Source organism: Flavobacterium aciduliphilum, from assembly GCF_003268855.1.
Taxonomy (GTDB): Bacteria; Bacteroidota; Bacteroidia; order Flavobacteriales; family Flavobacteriaceae; genus Flavobacterium; species Flavobacterium aciduliphilum.
Genome location: NZ_QLSZ01000002.1, coordinates 119003 through 137994, shown reverse-complemented (window position 1 = coordinate 137994; position 18992 = coordinate 119003). Strand labels below are relative to the sequence as shown.

The following is an 18992-nucleotide window of genomic DNA, read 5'->3' as shown; positions in this document are numbered from 1 at the left end:
TAATAATTTAAATAGTTTTTAATAATTTATAAGTTTTAGTTGTAATAAACTTGTTTAGGAGCAAATTTAATTTTTTAGTTTAAATAAAAAAACTTTTTTTGTTATTTATAACATTCTTTAAAAACAGAACTTTTCGCTTTATTTATTCGGTTATATCTTTATTTTTTATAAATAAAACACAAAACTATGTCGTTTTATTGCATTCTTTTTAATTACGAACTACACTAATAACGTCTCCAAAACCTGTCTTAGTATGCTACATAGAGAAACTATTTCTAAAAAAGGTTGGAAAAGTGAATTGATTTTTACCCGAAAGAGAAAAATAAACATAAAATTAAGTAGTATTGCATTTTGTAAAAGCACCTCTTATGAAAAGTTTTACAACTATTGGCCTTCTCCTCCTTTCCAACATTTTTATGACATTAGCTTGGTATGGTCATTTAAAATTTAAAGAATTGAAATGGTTTGAAAATGCAGGACTGATTACCATTGTACTTATCAGTTGGGGATTGGCTCTGTTTGAATATTGTTTTCAAGTGCCTGCCAACAAAATAGGATACCAAGGTAATGGTGGCCCTTTTACCTTACTGCAATTAAAAGTGATTCAAGAAGTCATTACTTTAATCATTTTTGTCATTTTTTCATTGTTGTTTTTTAAAAACGAAAGTTTAAGATGGAATCATTTGGTTGGGATGTGTTTCTTGGTAATGGCCGTTTATTTTATTTTTAAGAAGTAAAAATTAATTTGAGATGAAAAAATACATAATTCAAAAAGCCCCTTTTGTAGTTCCTACAACTGATGGAAAATTAATTGAAGAACATCATGGTAAAGTGGCCACCCAAAACGATGCCATTTCAATTGCTCACATGATAGCCCCTGCTGGTTGGAGCGAACCTTTTCAAACTCCTGAATTTGAAGAGTATACCTACATCATTTCAGGAAAAAAGCAATTCATTATTGAAGGTGATGTTGTGGTGCTTGAAGCAGGTCAATCCATCAAAATTGAAGCCCATACTCGTGTGCAATACTCCAATCCGTTTGACGAGCCATGCGAATATATTGCCATTTGCAGACCAGCATTCGATTTCAACAAAGTGCATCGGGAAGATTAATCCAGTAGTCCGATGCTCGTTGTCAGTTTTTGGAGAATTATTTTTTCAACTTCTTCACTATTCCATTTTGATGCAATGTTTTCTATTTGCATGACTTCTTCCATGATTTTATTTTGGAAATCACCGATAGCTAAGGCTTCGGAATAGGGTTGTAAACTAAAAGTTACTCGACTGTATAAGGGCATCCATTTGTCGGGATGTTTGTCGGAAAACCATTTTTCAATTTTCTTTTGCAACAAGAATTTTTCATCGGCAGTTTTCGTACTCATTTCGATAAAATTTCTTCTAGAAAGTTCAGCAATGGCATCGGCATTGGGTTTTCGCGACTTTTGGTATTCTGAAAAGATTGTTTTCCAATCGTCGCCATAATTCGAAATCAATTCGTTCAAAATGGTGATGTCTTCAAAACCGGCATTCATTCCGTGTCCGTAAAATGGCACAATAGCATGCGCCGAGTCACCAATGAGCGCTACTTTATCTTCATACGTCCACGGGTAACATTTCATTATCGCCAAATAACTGGTCGGATTTTTGAAAAAATCGTTTACCAAATCGGGAATGACTTCCTTAGTATCTGGAAAATAGGTTGCAAAAAAATCGACTAAGGCTTTCTCATCTTTCAATTGTTCAAAAGAATTTTCACCTTCAAACGGCATGAACAATGTGCAAGTAAAAGAGCCATCCAAATTAGACAAGCCCATCAACATAAAATTGCCTCTTGGCCAAATGTGCAGCGAATTTTTATCAATCTTGTGGGTGCCATCTTCGTTAGCTGGAATATGCAACTCTTTATACCCTAGACTCATAAATTCTTGAGAATAATCGAACATCGCTTGACGTTGCATACGGTGGCGAATTCTAGAAAAAGCGCCATCCGCACCAAAAACAATGTCATATTTTAGTTCGCTCCACTGTCCTTGTTCGGATTCTCCTTCAAAAAGTGTTGCAGTAGCCAGTGAGATATCCCAGATTTTACGATTAAAAAAGAAATCGACCCCAGCCTCTTCTGCCAAATCAATCATTTTCCGATTTAAAACTCCGCGTGATAAGGAAAAAATGGCTTCGCCTTCTTTTCCATAAAATTGGGTTACAAAACTTCCGTCTTGTAAGTGAATTCCTCTTTTATCAACTGGAATTCCTATTTTTCGAATTTCTTCCTCCAAACCCACATCTTGCATGGCTTTCCATCCTCTATTTGACATAACCAAATTGATAGAACGTCCAGAAAATTCAACCGTTCTCATATCTGGACTTCTGTCGTACACATGAACAGTATGACCTAACCGTTTGAGGTAAATTGCCAATAAGCTTCCGACTAATCCAGAGCCTACTACCGCTATTTTTTTTGGGGTTTGCATGTAATTTTATAAAAAGAAGTTGTGCAAATTTAATTTATTTTGTTTCAATACCAAGACCTCATATCATTTTAGTTTGCTGGCTCAAATAGCAATTTTGTTGACGTCGTCACAATCTCTTTTTTATTGAGCTTCATTTTTCTAAATTTCCCTTGTGCATACATCGTGGCTTGATCGTTGTAATGCTTGCTCATTGGATTTCCCGATTGCCCTGTTGGCAAAATGCTCATACTGTTTTCAACGTTTGAAAAATCAATAATCCGTCGCGTTGAAGGTCCGGCTTTAACCTTATAAATTCCGTCGGACGCAAAACCAAATTGTAAATTATTGATCACTTCATTAGATCCTGCAACAGCATAGGGTCCAACATTAAAAAAACTTCTTAATGCTTTAATTTTACCTATTGGATGCTGATGTTCTACCGTATGAACTTTTTCCCATTGCCACATTGTGACATCACTTCCCAATTGTTTTTCGAGTTCGGAAACCGTTTCTCTAAAAGACTTTGTCAAAATTTCTTTACGCGTTTCTTTTTTGTTTTTAGTAATACAATTATCCCACCAAATCGAATTGTCGTTCGTAATCTGAGGTTCAATAATTTGTTTTATGATGTGTGTGGACAACAAGGCCGAAAACTTTTCATCTCCGAGTTCGTCAAGGAAGGTATTTTCCAAATATCGGTACATGAATTTATTATAAATCGTTGATTGAATGGTATTCAAATCGTTTTCTCCGTTCCAATTCAACATTAAATATAGGGCTTCTTTTTCTAATCTTGAAAAGCCTGTTTTGTTTAAACTAGAAACTACCACTTTAGCTATTTTTGCAGCATTAGTAGATGTGTTATCCAAAATCATTTTCTCCACATCTTGTGCGGTCCAATTGTTTTTTGAAACTAAAAAACGTTCTATGCGTTGGGCTCTATCTTTGGGCAAATAGTATCCTGGATACAAATAACCGTCTATGGGCTCGGGTTGGTTGTTGGACGAATATACATAATTCCATGGCGGATTTATAGCCGATGGATTTTTTGAAAAATCAAGAAATTCTCTTTTATCATCGATGCCATTAGCGCCATTCATGATGAAATTGCCGTTAACCGATTTATCCAATTTATAGAGTTTTCCAGAGGCAATCCAAGCGATATTATTGTGTGCATCGCCATACATCACATTCAATCCGGGGGCTGCAATTAGAGAAACACCATTATAAAAATCATTGACATTTTTAGAATGTGACAATCTATGTACCGCCTCCAAAATCTGATTTTTTTGCTGCGTATAAACCCAAGTCATGGAAACGGGCTTTTTGGAATTCAGTGTCGTTAAAAGTCCATTCATCACAGGTCCATGAATGGTTTGCTTTACATGTAAAGTAACCGAAGTACTGTCTTTAACTTTTATGATTTTTTGTCTAACGATGTAATTTTTATATCCGTCACTAGTTTTGTATTGATTTACGTTATTGGGATTTTGCTCCTCTTGAAAAAAATCAATGTCATCATTTTCAAACATGGTCAATCCGTAAGCATATTCTCGATTATGTCCCAAAAGCGGAAATGGAGCGCCAGCCAAATAATATCCATACATTTCATAATCGGGCGTGTGAATATGAGCTTCATACCATGTACACGGTTGTGAAAAAGCAATATGAGGATCATTGGCAAAAATCACTTTTCCATTTTTGGTTTTTGGTGACCCTATTACCCAGCTATTACTTCCAATAAAGGGAGGTACCGGAGATTGGTCTAATAACCGTGCAACAGCAGTAGCAATCTTTGTATAGTTATTTAATTGAGCTTCATTCTTTTTGGTTTTACCTTGACCCTCTTTATAATTTTTCAACTGAACCGTACCCAATGAGCCATCGATTCCAAAATCTTTTAGATAGGGCATTCCTAGTTGATCACGAATATCCGTAAGCAACGGATCGGTTTTTTGAGCCATGGCAAAACTAAATGACATGAACCCAAATATATTATACACATCTTTAAGGGTAAATTTTTCTTTTTTAACGCCAACTAATTGAAATTCGATAGGAGTTTTTCCGTTTTCAATATATTGATTAATTCCATCTACATAAGCCATTGCTAGTTTATAGGTTTCCGATTTCTTGTCTAATTCCGCTACTTTTTTTTCAGAATCTTCGTCTATTCCTATACCTGCAAAAAACGTATCGTTTGCCAACGCTTTACTTCCAAACAATTCTGACAACCTTCCTGGAGCAATACGTCGTAAAAGTTCCATCTGCCACAACCGATCTTGGGCATGAACATAACCTAAAACTGTCATCGCATCTTTTTGATTAGTAGCATAAATATGAGGAATGCCATACTCATCAAAATAAACTGTAGTCTTTTTATCGATGTGTTTTATAGTCACTTCCCCTTCGTATTGTGGTTTAGTCGATTGAAGGTATACAAAAAGTGATGTAAAAAGTACAAGAAGTACTATTCCTATTACTACTACTATTTTTTTAAGTTTTTTCATTTGCAAACGGATTGAGTACCAAATATAACGAATAAAACCATTGAGAGATTCAGTTTCGTTAAGATTTCGCCTAACTTTTCTAAACTTCTCAATGGTTTACTATCGTTAAGCTTTTTTTATTTTCTAGGAAATTGAATGTAATTACCCGTATTCATGCCATTGTTTTTAGCCAAAACACCACACATATGAAACAACATTCTTGCGCCTACATTTCCATCCCAATCGTCATTGTCTCCTGGAGCAACTTCCACCAAATCAAAGCCAATGATTTCTTTATCACTTTCGGCTAATTTATTAAACAAATAGGTAGCTTGTTCAAACGAAAATCCGCCTGGCACAGGAGTTCCTGTATTCGGACAATACCAAGGATACATGCCATCAATATCGAAGGAAATGCATACTTTTTGAGGTAGAGACGCCAAGATAGCGTCACATTGTTGTTGCCAAGTTTTTCCTTCAAAAGTCTCTTTTTTCAGATCAGCATCGGTGTGTACTAACACTCTTCCGTTTTGTGCTTGAACTACAGCAACCTCTTGTTCGCAAAAATCACGGATTCCGACTTGAACAATTTTAGAAATCTGAGGGATTTGTAATGCATTATACATAATAGAAGCATGCGAATAGGTAAATCCTTCATAGGCAATACGCAAATCCATGTGTGCATCTAAGTGCAAAATCCCAAAATCGCTATGTTGGGTAGCCAAAGCTTCGTAATATCCTAATGGTGTGGAATGATCTCCTCCCAGAAGTACGACTTTTTTACCTTGATTCATCCAATGCAAAACCAATTCCTTCACCTCGGTATGTACCTCACGGCACACTTTATTTATTTTTTCTAACTCAGCCTTTAAATTCGGAATTTCATCAATATTTTTTCCCTCTTCTAAAGCTTGTATAATAGGTTGCGCAAGGGCTTTATATGTATCCGAATTGGTTTTCCAACCTTCAGGAACTTCGGCTAAATACATTCCGAGTTTCCATAATTCTGGAAAATCTTGATGATTTAAATCCACTTGAAAAGAAGCATCGAGGATGGCATCTGGACCTTCCGAAGCCCCCGCACCATAACTCACAGTTACTTCCCAAGGTACAGGAATAATAATAATGTCAGATTGTGCAGCCGAAAAAGGCAATCCAAACACAGTCGCATCGGCAAGTCCAGGTTGGCTTGGATCAAAATTTTGTATAATTTGTTCTTTTGTCATTTTTATAAATAATAAGTTACAAAAGTACTAAGGATGTAAGGTTTTTGCAAAAGATGTTTTGAAACAGTTGAAATAAAAAAGCCACAATGTTTTTAAGGTCACTGTGGCTTTAAAAATGGTATTAATGCATTATTCTTTTATGAATTTATATGATGCTTTGGACACATTAAAATAAATAGTATACAAGCCTGATTCATATTTTGAAACATCAATAGTTTCTTCATTTGATAACAGTTTTCGTTCCGTTACTTTTTGACCAAGTAAATTGTAAATTGTTACGCTTTCATTCGCCTCAAAATCACCTTTGATTGTAATTTGATTTTTTGTTGGATTTGGAAACACCGCTACCTTTGTCTTGCTGTTTTCGTTGAGGGTTAAGTTTGGTGTAATTGTCAACGTAAATGTTTGAGAAACTGTAGCCGTACCACTCGTAGCGGTCATGGTAATTGAATACGTTCCAGGAGCGAGAACCGTGCCTATTACTGGCGATTGCGTTACTACGGCATTACAATTAGCAACAATTGGATTAGCTAAAGAAGAGAAACTTGGCAAAGTATAGGTATTATTTGCATCCGCGGCAACCGTTTGATCTGCAATAGCAGCCATTGTTAGGGGAAGTGCTGTTAAAGCATACCCAGCAGCATTAAATTTATCCGTCATGGTCTGAATGTCAGCACAAGGATAATTCATATTTATAGCGGCTTGTCTCACTGCAGCGGCAGCCGTTTTCTGATTACTTGAACTATTTGTCAAAGCCAACCCTTCTAAAAAGGCTTTATCGGTTTTGGTTCTACCAATCACATCATAGATTTTCATTAGAGCGGTTGCCCAAATTTGCCCGTACGTATGAATTTCGGTATACGTAGACCCTGTTTGTGGATACGTTCTAGTATAATTTGTTACTCTCCCACTCCACCATTCGTTATGACCATCCCAACTAAAAACCCAATTATACGCTGGTTCATTAGATGCCCATTGATTCAAACTTCTGCTGTAAGACATTGCCCAATAATCTCCACTTCCTTCTCCTAATCCTGTTGAACTTGAAGAATGACCTCCCGTTATCCAATCGTGAATTCCGTGTCCCATTTCATGCAATATAACATCAGAATCTTCTGCATCATCAACACCTCCTTCACCAAAAACTAATGTTCCTGATGAATAGTATGAATTATCTGCTCCATTATCTCCAGAAGGATCAAACCATAGAACTCCAGAATTTGTTAGTGGAATACAAGGAATTCCCAGTGTAAAATTAATATAACGCATACTGTCATCTAAATGATAAAAGGCATTTGCAGCTTCAAAATTATCTGCCGCTCTATCAAATAAAAAATCGGGCGTTGCTTGTGTAAACAACCCTTTACTTGGAGCTTCTAAATCTTTAATTTCAACAAAAGAGCTCTTTAGTTTGTATACGCCACTTGTATAATCGATTTCAGGCAAAGTTACTCTAGTCCTAGCAGCATCTAACGAGGCATTTGTTGCATCTGAGTTATCTACATAATCCCCTGCATAAGCTACATGCGCTTGAGAAAGAGGATCCGGAATATAAACATAAGCCGAACCATTCACGAAATTTGTAGTTTTTAAAGCGTTTTTATTTTCACCTTTCGCCTCATTTTTTTTCTTTTTTTCTTTTTTATGATGATATACTGCAACATCTTTTGTACTTAAAACAGCGCCCGATTGTGCATCTATCATAACTTCCCAACTTCCTGACATATCAAATGCATTCGTCACCACTCTGTAAGCTAATTTCGTTTGGTTGCTTATTTTGCAAACTACCAATTTGCATTCTTGATGGGTAATCACTCCTTTGAAAGCTAAAGTCTTATTCGATTTAGCAATAGCTTCATTTGCTGTTAATACTGGAATTGTATTGATATTTGCTATCGTCTCATCGTAATTATTTGAAGTAAAAGTCACCTCATTAGCATGTGCAAAATTAACTACTATTTCATTGTCGAATACCGGAACATCGTGTAGCATTTGTTGAAAACGTAAGGTTTCACCAGCCAAACTCTTCCGCACAAAGGTAAGTTTGAATGTGTGATAGGGTTGGATATGTAACTCTTTTGCTTGAGAGGCAATCCATTCTCTTGCAACGGATTCTTTATCTGAAGAAACTTGTGCCAATGATTTGAGATTTGCAAAGACAAGTAAAATCAGTATTAGACGTAATTTTAACTTCATAGTTTAGTTTGTTTTAGTTATCAATAGATTACAAATAAAATCAATTCATTTTAAATAGCCAAACCTTTCTAATTTCTATGCAAAATTCCGGCTTTTAAAATTTGTCCAAAACGATACATATCTTCATAAGAAGTATATAAAGGAACAGGTGCCAAGCGAATTACGTTGGGCTCACGCCAATCGGTTATCACACCATTTTTCATCAAATAATCAAATAAACTTCGCCCCTCTCCATGCAAAAAAACAGATAATTGACAGGCGCGTGCTGTGGGAATGGCTGGGGTGATTATCTCAAACGCACTTCCTACCTCTTGAGCAATTTCTTTTAGTATAAACTCTAAATAAGACGTTATGATATCTCTTTTTTCTATCAAGGCATCCATTCCTACTTCATCAAAAATTTCTATCGACGCTAGATAAGGCGCTAAAGATAAAATGGGTAAATTACTCACTTGCCAACCTTGAGCCCCTTGAACAGGCTCAAATTGGGGTTCCATTTTAAATCGGCGTTCTTTATTATGTCCCCACCAACCTGCAAAACGCGGCAAATTGGACTGATGGTGTTTTTCGTGCACAAAACAACCCGAAGCATTTCCGGGCCCAGAATTCATATATTTATAGGAACACCATGCGGCAAAATCTACATTCCAATCATGCAAATCCAATTTAATATTCCCTGCAGCATGTGCTAAATCAAAACCAACATAGGCTCCCACTCTATGTCCTGCTTCAGTGATGGTTTTCATATCAAATACTTGACCCGTGTAATAATTTACCCCCCCAAAAAGTACCAAAGCCAGTTCATCTCCTACTTCTTCAATTTTTGACAGAATATCTTCTAAACGAATATTGTGTTCCCCTTCACGCCTTTTGATTTCAACAATCGCTTCCTGAGGATTGAAACCATGATGATGTACTTGGGATTGAAACATATATTGGTCGGATGGGAAAGCTTTTTCCTCGCATATTATTTTAAATCGCTTGGCTGTGGGACGATAAAACGACACCATCAATAAATGCAAATTAATAGTTAAGGTATTCATTACCGTAACTTCTGATGGCTTTGCTCCTACTATTTTACTTAAAGGAAGAGCAAAACGCTCATGATAATCCCACCAAGGTTTTTCTGCAAAAAAATGACCTTCTACGGCCAAATGCGCCCAATCATTCATCACTTCGTCTACAAATTTTCGGGTACGTTTGGGTTGCAATCCTAAAGAATTTCCTGTAAAATAGATTACGTCTCTCCCCTCATGTTGTGGAAAGATAAACTCATTTCTATAGGTCTTTAATGGATCTTGAAGGTCTAATTGTTGTGCAAAATCGAGCGTGTTCTGAAAAGTCATGGTTCTTTGGTTTTATTTTAAATGTACGTAAACGTCTTTATGCTAACAGGTGTAAATGTAACAAAAAAAGATTGTCTAAAAGGCATTGTTTTTTTACTAAACTTTTAAAAATAAAGACAAAAAAAATCTCACTAAGAGAAGTGAGATTTTAGTTACGAATAGTACGTCGACTTTTATAGAATTAACATTGCGTCGCCATACGAGTAAAACTTATATTTTTCTTTCACCGCTTCTTCATAGGCTTTTTTCATTAAATCATGCCCACAAAATGCTGAAATCATCATGAGAAGTGTTGATTTTGGCGTATGAAAATTAGTAACCATACAATCTGCAATACTAAAATCATAGGGAGGAAAAATAAATTTATTGGTCCATCCTTCATACGGATTCAAAGTTTTGGCAGAGGAAACCGAGCTTTCAATGGCACGCATAGAAGTCGTTCCAATACAACAAATACGCTTTTTATTTGCTTTTGCTGCATTGACAATATCACATGCTTCTTGTGTAATTTTCAACTCTTCGGAATCCATTTTATGTTTAGATAAATCTTCTACTTCAACGGGATTGAAAGTTCCTAATCCCACGTGTAACGTCACTTCAGCAAAGTTAATTCCTTTAATTTCCAACTTTTTCAACAAGTGTTTCGAAAAATGCAAACCCGCAGTTGGAGCTGCTACAGCCCCTTCTTCTTTCGCATAAATCGTTTGATAACGCTCTGCATCTTCTTCAGTAACCTCACGGTTGATGTATTTTGGAATAGGAGTTTCTCCTAATTCAGTCAATTTATTTCTAAATTCTTCATAAGTTCCATCATAGAGAAAACGCAAAGTTCTCCCGCGTGACGTGGTATTATCGATCACTTCTGCTACCAACGAATCATCGTCTCCAAAATACAACTTGTTTCCAATTCTTATTTTTCGGGCAGGATCAACTAAAACATCCCAAAGTCTTTGCTCTGCATTCAATTCACGAAGTAAAAACACCTCAATTCTTGCCCCTGTTTTTTCCTTATTTCCATACATTCTAGCTGGAAATACTTTGGTATTGTTTAATATCATAACATCGCCATCATCAAAATAGTCGATAATATCTTTAAACAATTTGTGTTCAATAGTTCCTTTTTTTCGATCAACCACCATCAATCGTGATTCATCGCGGTTTTCAGCAGGAAACTCAGCTAACAATTCGGCTGGCAAATTAAAATTGAAATGAGATAATTTCATTTAAAAGAGTTTAAAAGTTTAGTAATTTAAAAGTTTGAGGATGTTCCAAATCCTTTCAAATTTTAGGTTGCAAATATACGATGGCAAAATAGGCGTTGTCAAGTTTTTGCATGTTTATTTTTTATTTATTACTTTTGCACCCTTGTTCGGGATGTAGCGCAGCCTGGTAGCGTACTAGCATGGGGTGCTAGGGGTCGCTGGTTCGAATCCAGTCATCCCGACTTTTTTTATTCTTCCTCTATTATAAAGCCTATTTTTTTTAAATCGTCCCAAAATGTGGGGTATGATTTTGATACTACTTCGGCTTGTTCGATTCCTATAGTTGTTTTTAGTGCCAAGGGAGCAAATGCCATAGCCATGCGGTGGTCTTGATAGGTAGAAATGGTAATTCCTTTATTGATTATTGTCTTTGCTTTTAAATGCAAGGAATCGTTGGTAACTGAAACGGTTGCGCCCAATTTTGTCAATTCCGTTTTTAAGGCTTCCAATCGATCAGTTTCTTTAATTTTAAGAGTGTGTAAACCATATAAATCACATGCTATTCCGAGTCCGAAACAAGTCACAGCAAGGGTTTGCGCAAGGTCGGGAGAGTGGTTTAGGTTGTAGGTTATAGTGTGTAGGTTTTGGGTACTGGATTTTATAATCGTTATTGAATTATTCTCATTAAAAATAGTTTCGACTCCAAAGTTTTTATAAATTTCAACCAATACGGCATCCCCTTGTAGGCTATTTTTCTTGTAGCTTGACAAGGTTATTTCTGTTCCAAGGTTTGAGAGCGCTATAATGGAATACCAATAAGAAGCTGAAGACCAATCCGATTCAATGGTTAAGATTGTAGGCTGTAGGTCATAGGTCGTAGGTTTAACAAAAATTTTACTATCAAAAAAAGAAGTTTCAACTCCTATAGCATTTAATAACGCTAAGGTCATTTGGATGTATGGAAGGGAGGTCATTTCGCCTTCTAATGTCAATTCTAATCCATTTTCGAGTTTGGGAGCGATTAATAAAAGTGCAGAAACATATTGACTACTCACATTTGCCGAAAGTGAAACTTTATTTTTTGAAAGTTTTTTCCCTTTGATGCTTATGGGTGGAAATCCTGCTTTTTCTTGATATGTTATTTCAGCTCCAAGTTGGTTTAATGCTTCGACAAGAATTTTTATGGGACGCTCTTTCATTCGTGACGAACCCGTAAGAACAACTTCTTTACCTTCTTGAATTGCAAAAAAAGCAGTTAGAAAACGCATGGCCGTTCCTGCATGATGAACGTCAACTAATTGTGAATTATGAATGATGAATGGTGAGTGTAATGCTTTTGACAGTACCTCTGAATCATCAGAATTGGACGTGTTTTCTAGTGAAATATTGGGATACAATGCCCTCAACAACAACAACCTATTAGTTTCAGACTTGCTGCCAGTCAACTTTAATTGTGAATGGTGAATGATAAATGGTGAATGTAACAATAGGTTCATTTTTTCCCTATTTTTTGTTTAGTTGTAATACTAATTGATGCTAAAATCTTATTAATTTCAACAATATCTGATTTTAATGATTGGTATTGAACTTCTTCTAAATAACCTGATTTAAATAATAATTCAAGCCAATAATCAGATTCATTAGCTTCTTTTTGAGCAATAGCTAACTTATGAATAAAGTCTAATTTACTTTCTGCTTGTTCTGATTCTCTAACTAAAGCACCTATTGAAGTTCCACTTCTTAACAATTGCTTACTCAAAACATATTCTTTCTTGTCAGAAGATAAAAACTGATACAGTTTAACTATACGTAAAGCAAAACTAAATGATTTGGTTTTAATTATATTTTCACCCATAATTCATAATTCACCATTTACCATTCACAATTATTTTAGTTTTTCATTATTATGGTGCCTATCGTGGTCGCGTTTGGTTTTTAAATCCATTTTTTTATCGAAAGCCGCTTGCAAATCGACGCCGGTTTGGTTGGCAAGGCATAAGACTACAAAAACCACATCGGCTAGTTCTTCGCCAAGGTCTTTGTTTTTGTCACTTTCTTTTTCGGATTGTTCACCATAACGACGCGCTATGATGCGAGCTACTTCTCCTACTTCTTCGGTAAGTTGAGCCATGTTAGTCAATTCATTAAAGTAGCGCACACCGTGGTTTTTTATCCAAGCGTCTACTTCGTGTTGGGCGTTTTTTAGGTTCATGTTATATCTTTTTTATTTTTAAGTAAAAAATTGCAAGTCACTGTTTATTATTTCTATGTCAAAGTTCATGCTTAATTTTTTTCTTTTTTCAATTAAAAACTGTCTAATTTCGTAAGTGTTTTTAATGTTATATCCTAAAACAATTTTTTTAATTTTAATTTTAGGCAACTTCTGTTGTGCATCCTCTAAAGTTATATTTTCTCTATGGCTATAATTTTTATTGTACCAATCTTCTATTCTTTCTTGTAAAACTAATTTATATATGTAACGAACTTCATTCTGACTATTTATTATTTTATCAATGAATAAATTGTTATGATCATCATAAATATTATTTTTATTTTCCTTAATTAACAACCTTACTTCATTTTCCCTGTGAAACTTATTTGCTTTGTGAAAACAAAAAATTTTAGACATCATTTCATAAAGATTATTTGGCATAAAGCCACCAAAATTATTTTTATGTTTAATTATGCTATTCTTTAAATCATCAAAAATTGTCAAGTTTTCATTACCATATAAAACTTTGCCAAATAACAAATTTAAATTAACATTTTCTACTTCAAATACTAATACAGCTCCAGAACCTCTGTTACTATAGTTTTCCCACATATAGGTATCAGTAATAGTTTCTGGAGTATTTAAACAACTTGATAAACAAAAAATATTTTGTTTTAAATTGGATATAGTATCATCACTAATTTCAATATTTAATTCTTCCTTCATTCTATTCAGACCTAAAATCAATTCTAGATTGTCTGATAAATTTTCAATGGAAGAAAGTCTAAAATAACCAGTTTCTAATATAGAATTTAAACCTTGTAAAGTTGTAAAATGTAATAATTCTTTTTTTGGTTCTAGTTTATACTTTGTCTCATCAAATAAATTCTCATTTGAAATTTCTCCCTTAAAACTTGTTGGCGGACTTTCGCCACTCATCATAAATTTAGACTTGTATCTTGCTTTTGGAAAAAAAGGTTTAAAAACAACATCTAAAAATTTATCTGCCATTTGACTAGCATCTTCATTATTTTGAATTTTCATAATAAAAAATTTACACCTTCAAAAACCCCAATTCATAAACCATAGGTTGTAGTTTTTCTGTCAAGGTTTTATAGGCTTCCTCAAAAGGTTTAAATGATATTGGCGCAAAATCGCCACTTTCATTTCTTCTTTTTAAGGCATTACGCACTTGATACCAACCTACATCGGGGCGGTTGAGTTTGAGTTCTTCACGCACGGCTCTCACATCGGTGTGGGCAAAGTAGGCTTGCCATAGTTTTTTTCCTTCTTTCAAAACAGCTTTGGCTTCTGTGGATAGTTTTTTATCTTTTAGGTACTGCACCATAAAATCACTTTCAAAACGATCATTTGCGCCTACTTCTTCTTCGGTAAAGGGTATAAAATGATTCACGATGCTCCATTTCTTGCCGTTCCATTCGAGATCGTTGGCACTGGCTGTTAGATTACTACCATTAAACAACATCCAAAGTAAACAATCGTTTTTAAATTCATCTGTTAAGGGCTCGGTTGGGATTAAAAACTGGTCTCTATCATTGAGCCAAGTGGGTTTTACTAATCGTCTAACTGAAAAGACTATGGCTGCTTGCCAAAGGTTTTTGTCATCTAAATAAACACCTCCACCATTACGACCAGTATATATTGATGAAGTTAATAATGTTCCCGTCTGCGCATTTTGAAAATCATTATTTCCTGCGAATAGAAAACCTTTCATATTGTCACAAGACATTTTTTTTCTTGGATTATTTGAAACTTTAATAGCATTTGATAAAGGCAAAGCCAATTCATTATTGGTTTTTGATTTTTTCATCCAACTATTTAAAAATATTTTATTTGGTAAATTATAAAATGATTTTTCACCTATGGGTTTGGCTTTTTTATCTAAAACTTCAGTTTTTATTTCGGTGATATCTATTCTTTTAGTTGATAACATATCTGTTTTCCATACCAAAAAACCAATCGGAAAATTTCCCTTTAATCCATCAAAAGCTTTGCTATGCACCACAAAACCTCCTAAATAATTGGCTTTCCAAAATTCTCTAAATCTTTCAAAGTTAGGAGCATTGACATATTTTAATGTACTAAACATGGCAAGTTTAGCAGATGGTATTTCTTTTGAAATTCGAACTAAGAACTGTACAAACAACTCTTTACTAGCATAACCCAATTCTTGGGTTTTCATTAAAGTATTTATTTTTGTTTGTTCAACCTCTTTTTTATTTTCATCTCCTTTACCTATACCGCTACCACTCTCCGCATACGGCGGATTAATCAATACCAATATCTTTTTTCCTTGGGCTATGGCATCACGTAATCCTTGCGGCACTTTGTTGGTCAAACTATAATCAATCGTGCCATCATCGGTAATATCATCATTCAAATAATCATATTGAAAACGTGTGGCGGCTACACAGGTTTTGGTGGCTTTCATTACATCTACATCGGCTTGGTCTAGCGTGCTCATGTATATGTTGCGTGGGTTGGAGTGTTTCACTTCTAGATTACCCACACCACAACACATATCCCAAACAATGTAGTTTTTTTGCCAATTTTCTCCTAGTGTTTCGGCGAGTTTGTCGTAGGCTTTGTCTACTACATTCAATGGGGTATAATAAGCTCCTTTAAAACTGCGCTCGTCTAGTGGTATCAAACTATCTCGTCGTTCCAGCAAATAGTTTCTGTATTCGGCTTTGGGTGGTCGGTGGTAAATAGCCCAAAATTGTCGGTAGCCTTCCCGGTTGCCTAGCTCGTATATTTTATTGTTGAGCATGAATACGGGAGCATTGCCTCTATGCAAGAGTTCGGCGGGCAGGTTGGCATGGGTGCTCACGGTACCATCGCTCATAATATCGGCAAAAAACAATAAAGCGTATTCTTCAGGAGCTACGTCTTTTATTTCTTGTCCTATCATCAATACCCATTTGTCAAATACTTGTTTCAGGTTATCGGGCGTTATTTGCGTACGGATGATATCGCCTGTTTTGATGGCGTTTTTAATCGTGTTTATAAACTCCTCTTCGTGGGTTTCTATTTTAAAACTCACGAGGTATGTTCCAATATAAGCACTTACTACATCGAGTGCTTCTTGAGTATAGCCACTTGCACTTTTACCCCATTTGATGGGTTGTTTTTTATTACTGATGAGCGGCAGGGCATCTGCCGTTTTCATAATAGCCGCTTTTTTGGTATCAATAACGCAGAGAAAAGGCGGTATAGCTTCGCCTTTGTCTAGGGCTTGTTGCACATAATGCAACAATTGGGTAAACATTTGATAGGTACTGTATTTGTACCCATCTTTGGCTTCAAACCATATTTCGTTGGTTTGTATATCTATGAGGTTTTTACTAAAGCTTTTCAGTCCAAGCGCTTTGATATATACATCTTTTACGTCTTCTTCGCTATGGGTGTTTTGTAATTTTTCGTAAAGTGTCATCTTTTACAAGGTTTTATATTTTTTCAACCCTATCAGATTTTGAATCCGAAACAAGATTTGTAAGAATATCAAACGCAAATAGGATTTTCAAATATAAAGGTTTTATCATTATTGCTGAAAAGATTTGTATGGAATTATGTAGCTTTAATAGAGTCTTTTTTTTTAAGGGTTTCTTTTTTTTGATTTCCCAATAACATAGAGCATTCCCTTTCTTAAATAGTTTAGTGTTTTGGTTTGGTTCTTTAATTCTCTTTTGGTAGTGCTTAGTGTTTCTTGCAAAGAAATGATTCCAGTTATAGCTTTATCATATCTTTTTTTAAGCAGTTGATGGGTAGCAAAGAGTTCGTTATATTGTTTTTTACTGACTTTTACATCCAACATGAGTTCATCTATTTTTAAATCTTGACTCTTGTTTTTTTGTTCTAGCTCTTGGATTCTTCTTTCTTGACGCTCCACTTTGAGTTGTAGATTGTATTGTTCCACGGGATAAAACCCATATTTTGTCAAAACAAAACGTTCGCCTTTGGGGTTGGTATAGATGTGCTCTTTTTCTTGAATAAAATGATTGAGTATTGCTAAATAATGGTAGAGCAATTTCATCTCTTTTTCGTTTTCTGGTTTATGAAAGAGTTTATGAAAAAGTGTCATAGCATAAAGATTTCTAGAGTGTTGTTTCCTTTTAAAACGAAAAATTTTATTCCAAATTGTAGCCGTTAACAAAAACAAGGTTGTAGATGCTAAAAACAAGGTTGCCAATAGCATTTACCATGTTGTAGATATTAAAAACAAAGTTGCAGATAGCATCTACAAGGTTTATTTTGGCAAATACAATGTTTCCGATGACAAATACAACGTTGCCGATGCCGTCTACCATGTTTCTTTTGATATAATTATCATTTCCTGCCTTATTCTTATTATTTATTTTTATATTATATTTAGATTTTATGTTTATTTTTTATTTAATAATCAATAATTAAAACATATTAATTATTTTATACAAATATTTTTGTTAAATATATGTTTTATTTTTATTTTTGAATAACCATTATTTCTAAATATTAATTTTAATTCTTTAAACCATGGCAACAAGAACCACAGGAAGAATTATTCTTCCTAAAAATCCCGCAGAATTGTTAGAGTTAGCTAACAAAATTTACAAAAAACATCAAGAAGATGGAGCGACATCACCCCTCAATGCGCAACAAGATTTTAGCTGGGCTACAGAAGGTCCCAAAGTAATTCCTTGCAAAACCAACCACGAGAAGGCAGAAGAAGCTTCAAAACAAGCCGAGCAATATTACCGTCAACGAGACATTGATTTGCCAGCCATTAGAGCTATTGTTCAAAACAGCGCTCAACTACTCAAAAGTATTTATGCAAAAAACCCAAAAGTTTTAGGTGAATATGGTTTGGTTGTTGACGACAGTAAACCTACCAAAAAGGCAAAAGAATAAGCGATTTGTAAATCATGACTAAATAGTGAACGTTACACTTTTAAACGGTGCAATGTTCACTGTTTTTACTCTTTATTTTTTGTATCAATAATAATTGTCACAGGGCCATCATTTAGTAATGACACTTTCATGTCGGCTCCAAATTGTCCTGTTTGAACTTTTTTACCAATTTCTAGTTCCATTTGAGAAACAAATTTTTCATATAGTGGAATGGCACTATCGGGTTTTGCAGCTTTTATATAGGATGGGCGATTCCCTTTTTTTGTTAGGGCATGAAGTGTAAATTGACTCACAACGATTACCTCTCCATCGATGTCTTTTAAAGACCGATTCATCACCTCATTTTCATCTCCAAAAATGCGAAGATTGGCAATTTTAGATGCCAACCAAACGACGTCTTCATGAGCATCAGCTTCTTCAATCCCAAGTAAAACCAACAATCCTTTTTGGATTTTGGCTACTATTTTGTTTTCTATTGTTACTGAAGATTGAGAAACTCTTTGTATTACTGCTTTCATTAGTTAAGTCATTGCGAGGCACGAAGCAATCTTATCAAATTATCATACTATCTTTAATTTCATCATATAAATCGTTCCAATCAGGATTGAAATTGTTGATTAAATTAAGTTTAACTGCTCTGTTTCCTCCTTTTAATTGTTTTTCCCTTCTTATAGCATCGCGAATCATTTGAAATTGTTCAAAGTAAACCAATTTATCTAAATTATACCGTGCTGAAAAGGAATTTTTGTATCGCTTTTCTTTATGTTCTAAAATTCTCTTGGGTAAATTGGAAGTTACACCAATATATAAAGTTGTATTGTTCTTATTTGTTACAATGTAAATAAATCCTGGTTTCATAATTTTTTATTTATAGACATTGTGAGGAATGAAGCAATCTTACATAGTTTAGGCTAACTTGATAAGACTGCTTCGTGCCTCGCAGTGACTGAGACTAAAAACCGAATA

The 18992-nt window shown here is 34.8% G+C and carries 17 protein-coding genes and 1 tRNA gene; 4 read left to right on the top strand and 14 right to left on the bottom strand.

Translation table 11 applies throughout. The annotated features are described in order from the left end of the window. The first annotated feature begins 368 nt into the window (after positions 1-368). Positions 369-737 (top strand): DMT family protein, encoded by a 369-nt coding sequence (locus CLV55_RS03345; RefSeq protein WP_112112331.1) that lies wholly within the window; start codon positions 369-371, stop codon positions 735-737. A 13-nt stretch (positions 738-750) separates the two neighbouring features. Then, a complete protein-coding gene (locus CLV55_RS03340; protein ID WP_112112330.1) occupies positions 751-1113 on the top strand; it encodes a cupin domain-containing protein in 363 nt (120 codons plus the stop codon). On the opposite strand, the gene CLV55_RS03335 is transcribed toward CLV55_RS03340, so the two are convergent. The 6 genes from CLV55_RS03335 to queA all read right to left on the bottom strand — a co-directional run bounded on the left by CLV55_RS03335 (position 1110) and on the right by queA (position 10927). Continuing rightward, positions 1110-2471 carry an FAD-dependent oxidoreductase gene (locus tag CLV55_RS03335; RefSeq protein ID WP_112112329.1) on the bottom strand — a complete coding sequence of 454 codons (1362 nt, stop codon included), beginning with the start codon at positions 2469-2471 and terminating at the stop codon, positions 1110-1112. The genes CLV55_RS03340 and CLV55_RS03335 overlap by 4 nt on opposite strands. A gap of 68 nt (positions 2472-2539) precedes the next feature. Then, positions 2540-4957, bottom strand: coding sequence for a penicillin acylase family protein (locus CLV55_RS03330; protein ID WP_112112328.1), 2418 nt, complete (start codon positions 4955-4957; stop codon positions 2540-2542). A 116-nt stretch (positions 4958-5073) separates the two neighbouring features. Next, complete coding sequence (locus tag CLV55_RS03325; protein WP_112112327.1) at positions 5074-6162, bottom strand: agmatinase family protein; 1089 nt, start codon at positions 6160-6162, stop codon at positions 5074-5076. A 129-nt stretch (positions 6163-6291) separates the two neighbouring features. After that, positions 6292-8358, bottom strand: a complete 2067-nt coding sequence (locus tag CLV55_RS03320; RefSeq protein ID WP_112112326.1) for a T9SS type A sorting domain-containing protein — start codon at positions 8356-8358, stop codon at positions 6292-6294. A 68-nt stretch (positions 8359-8426) separates the two neighbouring features. Then, entirely contained in the window at positions 8427-9704 is a 1278-nt protein-coding gene (gene kynU / locus CLV55_RS03315) for a kynureninase (RefSeq protein ID WP_112112325.1), read from the bottom strand. Positions 9705-9877: 173 nt separating this feature from the next. Beyond that, on the bottom strand, positions 9878-10927 hold the full coding sequence (gene queA, locus CLV55_RS03310) for a tRNA preQ1(34) S-adenosylmethionine ribosyltransferase-isomerase QueA (protein ID WP_112112324.1): 1050 nt from the start codon (positions 10925-10927) through the stop codon (positions 9878-9880). Between the two features lie 147 nt (positions 10928-11074). Between queA and CLV55_RS03305 the strand changes: the two genes are divergently transcribed. Then, positions 11075-11148, top strand: a tRNA-Pro gene (locus tag CLV55_RS03305). Positions 11149-11154: 6 nt separating this feature from the next. Here CLV55_RS03305 and aroA read toward each other — a convergent pair. The 6 genes from aroA to CLV55_RS03275 all read right to left on the bottom strand — a co-directional run bounded on the left by aroA (position 11155) and on the right by CLV55_RS03275 (position 17220). Next, positions 11155-12402 carry a 3-phosphoshikimate 1-carboxyvinyltransferase gene (aroA, locus tag CLV55_RS03300; RefSeq protein ID WP_112112323.1) on the bottom strand — a complete coding sequence of 416 codons (1248 nt, stop codon included), beginning with the start codon at positions 12400-12402 and terminating at the stop codon, positions 11155-11157. Beyond that, positions 12399-12761 carry a four helix bundle protein gene (locus CLV55_RS03295; protein ID WP_112112322.1) on the bottom strand — a complete coding sequence of 121 codons (363 nt, stop codon included), beginning with the start codon at positions 12759-12761 and terminating at the stop codon, positions 12399-12401. Before CLV55_RS03295 ends, aroA begins: the two co-directional genes overlap by 4 nt. Positions 12762-12791: 30 nt before the next feature. Then, entirely contained in the window at positions 12792-13118 is a 327-nt protein-coding gene (locus CLV55_RS03290) for a nucleotide pyrophosphohydrolase (protein ID WP_112112321.1), read from the bottom strand. A gap of 18 nt (positions 13119-13136) precedes the next feature. Beyond that, positions 13137-14162, bottom strand: a complete 1026-nt coding sequence (locus tag CLV55_RS03285; RefSeq protein ID WP_112112320.1) for a DUF2971 domain-containing protein — start codon at positions 14160-14162, stop codon at positions 13137-13139. 10 nt (positions 14163-14172) lie between these two features. After that, the gene (locus tag CLV55_RS03280) at positions 14173-16572 is read right to left on the bottom strand and encodes a hypothetical protein (RefSeq protein WP_112112319.1); all 2400 of its coding nucleotides are present in this window, start codon (positions 16570-16572) and stop codon (positions 14173-14175) included. A gap of 162 nt (positions 16573-16734) precedes the next feature. Next, positions 16735-17220, bottom strand: a complete 486-nt coding sequence (locus CLV55_RS03275; protein ID WP_146739524.1) for a hypothetical protein — start codon at positions 17218-17220, stop codon at positions 16735-16737. 431 nt (positions 17221-17651) lie between these two features. Between CLV55_RS03275 and CLV55_RS03270 the strand changes: the two genes are divergently transcribed. After that, a complete protein-coding gene (locus CLV55_RS03270) occupies positions 17652-18026 on the top strand; it encodes a hypothetical protein (protein ID WP_112112317.1) in 375 nt (124 codons plus the stop codon). A gap of 65 nt (positions 18027-18091) precedes the next feature. On the opposite strand, the gene dtd is transcribed toward CLV55_RS03270, so the two are convergent. After that, positions 18092-18544 carry a D-aminoacyl-tRNA deacylase gene (gene dtd, locus CLV55_RS03265; RefSeq protein ID WP_112112316.1) on the bottom strand — a complete coding sequence of 151 codons (453 nt, stop codon included), beginning with the start codon at positions 18542-18544 and terminating at the stop codon, positions 18092-18094. A 34-nt stretch (positions 18545-18578) separates the two neighbouring features. Further along, the gene (locus tag CLV55_RS03260) at positions 18579-18884 is read right to left on the bottom strand and encodes a GIY-YIG nuclease family protein (RefSeq protein WP_112112315.1); all 306 of its coding nucleotides are present in this window, start codon (positions 18882-18884) and stop codon (positions 18579-18581) included. Between the last annotated feature and the right edge of the window lie 108 nt (positions 18885-18992).

Excerpts from the sequence above, each read along its gene's own strand:
- CLV55_RS03345 (WP_112112331.1), top strand. The coding sequence starts at position 369 with ATGAAAAGTTTTACAACTATTGGCCTTCTCCTCCTTTCCAACATTTTT.
- CLV55_RS03340 (WP_112112330.1), top strand. The coding sequence starts at position 751 with ATGAAAAAATACATAATTCAAAAAGCCCCTTTTGTAGTTCCTACAACT.
- CLV55_RS03335 (WP_112112329.1), bottom strand. The coding sequence starts at position 2,471 with ATGCAAACCCCAAAAAAAATAGCGGTAGTAGGCTCTGGATTAGTCGGA.
- CLV55_RS03330 (WP_112112328.1), bottom strand. The coding sequence starts at position 4,957 with ATGAAAAAACTTAAAAAAATAGTAGTAGTAATAGGAATAGTACTTCTT.
- CLV55_RS03325 (WP_112112327.1), bottom strand. The coding sequence starts at position 6,162 with ATGACAAAAGAACAAATTATACAAAATTTTGATCCAAGCCAACCTGGA.
- CLV55_RS03320 (WP_112112326.1), bottom strand. The coding sequence starts at position 8,358 with ATGAAGTTAAAATTACGTCTAATACTGATTTTACTTGTCTTTGCAAAT.
- kynU (WP_112112325.1), bottom strand. The coding sequence starts at position 9,704 with ATGACTTTTCAGAACACGCTCGATTTTGCACAACAATTAGACCTTCAA.
- queA (WP_112112324.1), bottom strand. The coding sequence starts at position 10,927 with ATGAAATTATCTCATTTCAATTTTAATTTGCCAGCCGAATTGTTAGCT.
- aroA (WP_112112323.1), bottom strand. The coding sequence starts at position 12,402 with ATGAACCTATTGTTACATTCACCATTTATCATTCACCATTCACAATTA.
- CLV55_RS03295 (WP_112112322.1), bottom strand. The coding sequence starts at position 12,761 with ATGGGTGAAAATATAATTAAAACCAAATCATTTAGTTTTGCTTTACGT.
- CLV55_RS03290 (WP_112112321.1), bottom strand. The coding sequence starts at position 13,118 with ATGAACCTAAAAAACGCCCAACACGAAGTAGACGCTTGGATAAAAAAC.
- CLV55_RS03285 (WP_112112320.1), bottom strand. The coding sequence starts at position 14,162 with ATGAAAATTCAAAATAATGAAGATGCTAGTCAAATGGCAGATAAATTT.
- CLV55_RS03280 (WP_112112319.1), bottom strand. The coding sequence starts at position 16,572 with ATGACACTTTACGAAAAATTACAAAACACCCATAGCGAAGAAGACGTA.
- CLV55_RS03275 (WP_146739524.1), bottom strand. The coding sequence starts at position 17,220 with ATGACACTTTTTCATAAACTCTTTCATAAACCAGAAAACGAAAAAGAG.
- CLV55_RS03270 (WP_112112317.1), top strand. The coding sequence starts at position 17,652 with ATGGCAACAAGAACCACAGGAAGAATTATTCTTCCTAAAAATCCCGCA.
- dtd (WP_112112316.1), bottom strand. The coding sequence starts at position 18,544 with ATGAAAGCAGTAATACAAAGAGTTTCTCAATCTTCAGTAACAATAGAA.
- CLV55_RS03260 (WP_112112315.1), bottom strand. The coding sequence starts at position 18,884 with ATGAAACCAGGATTTATTTACATTGTAACAAATAAGAACAATACAACT.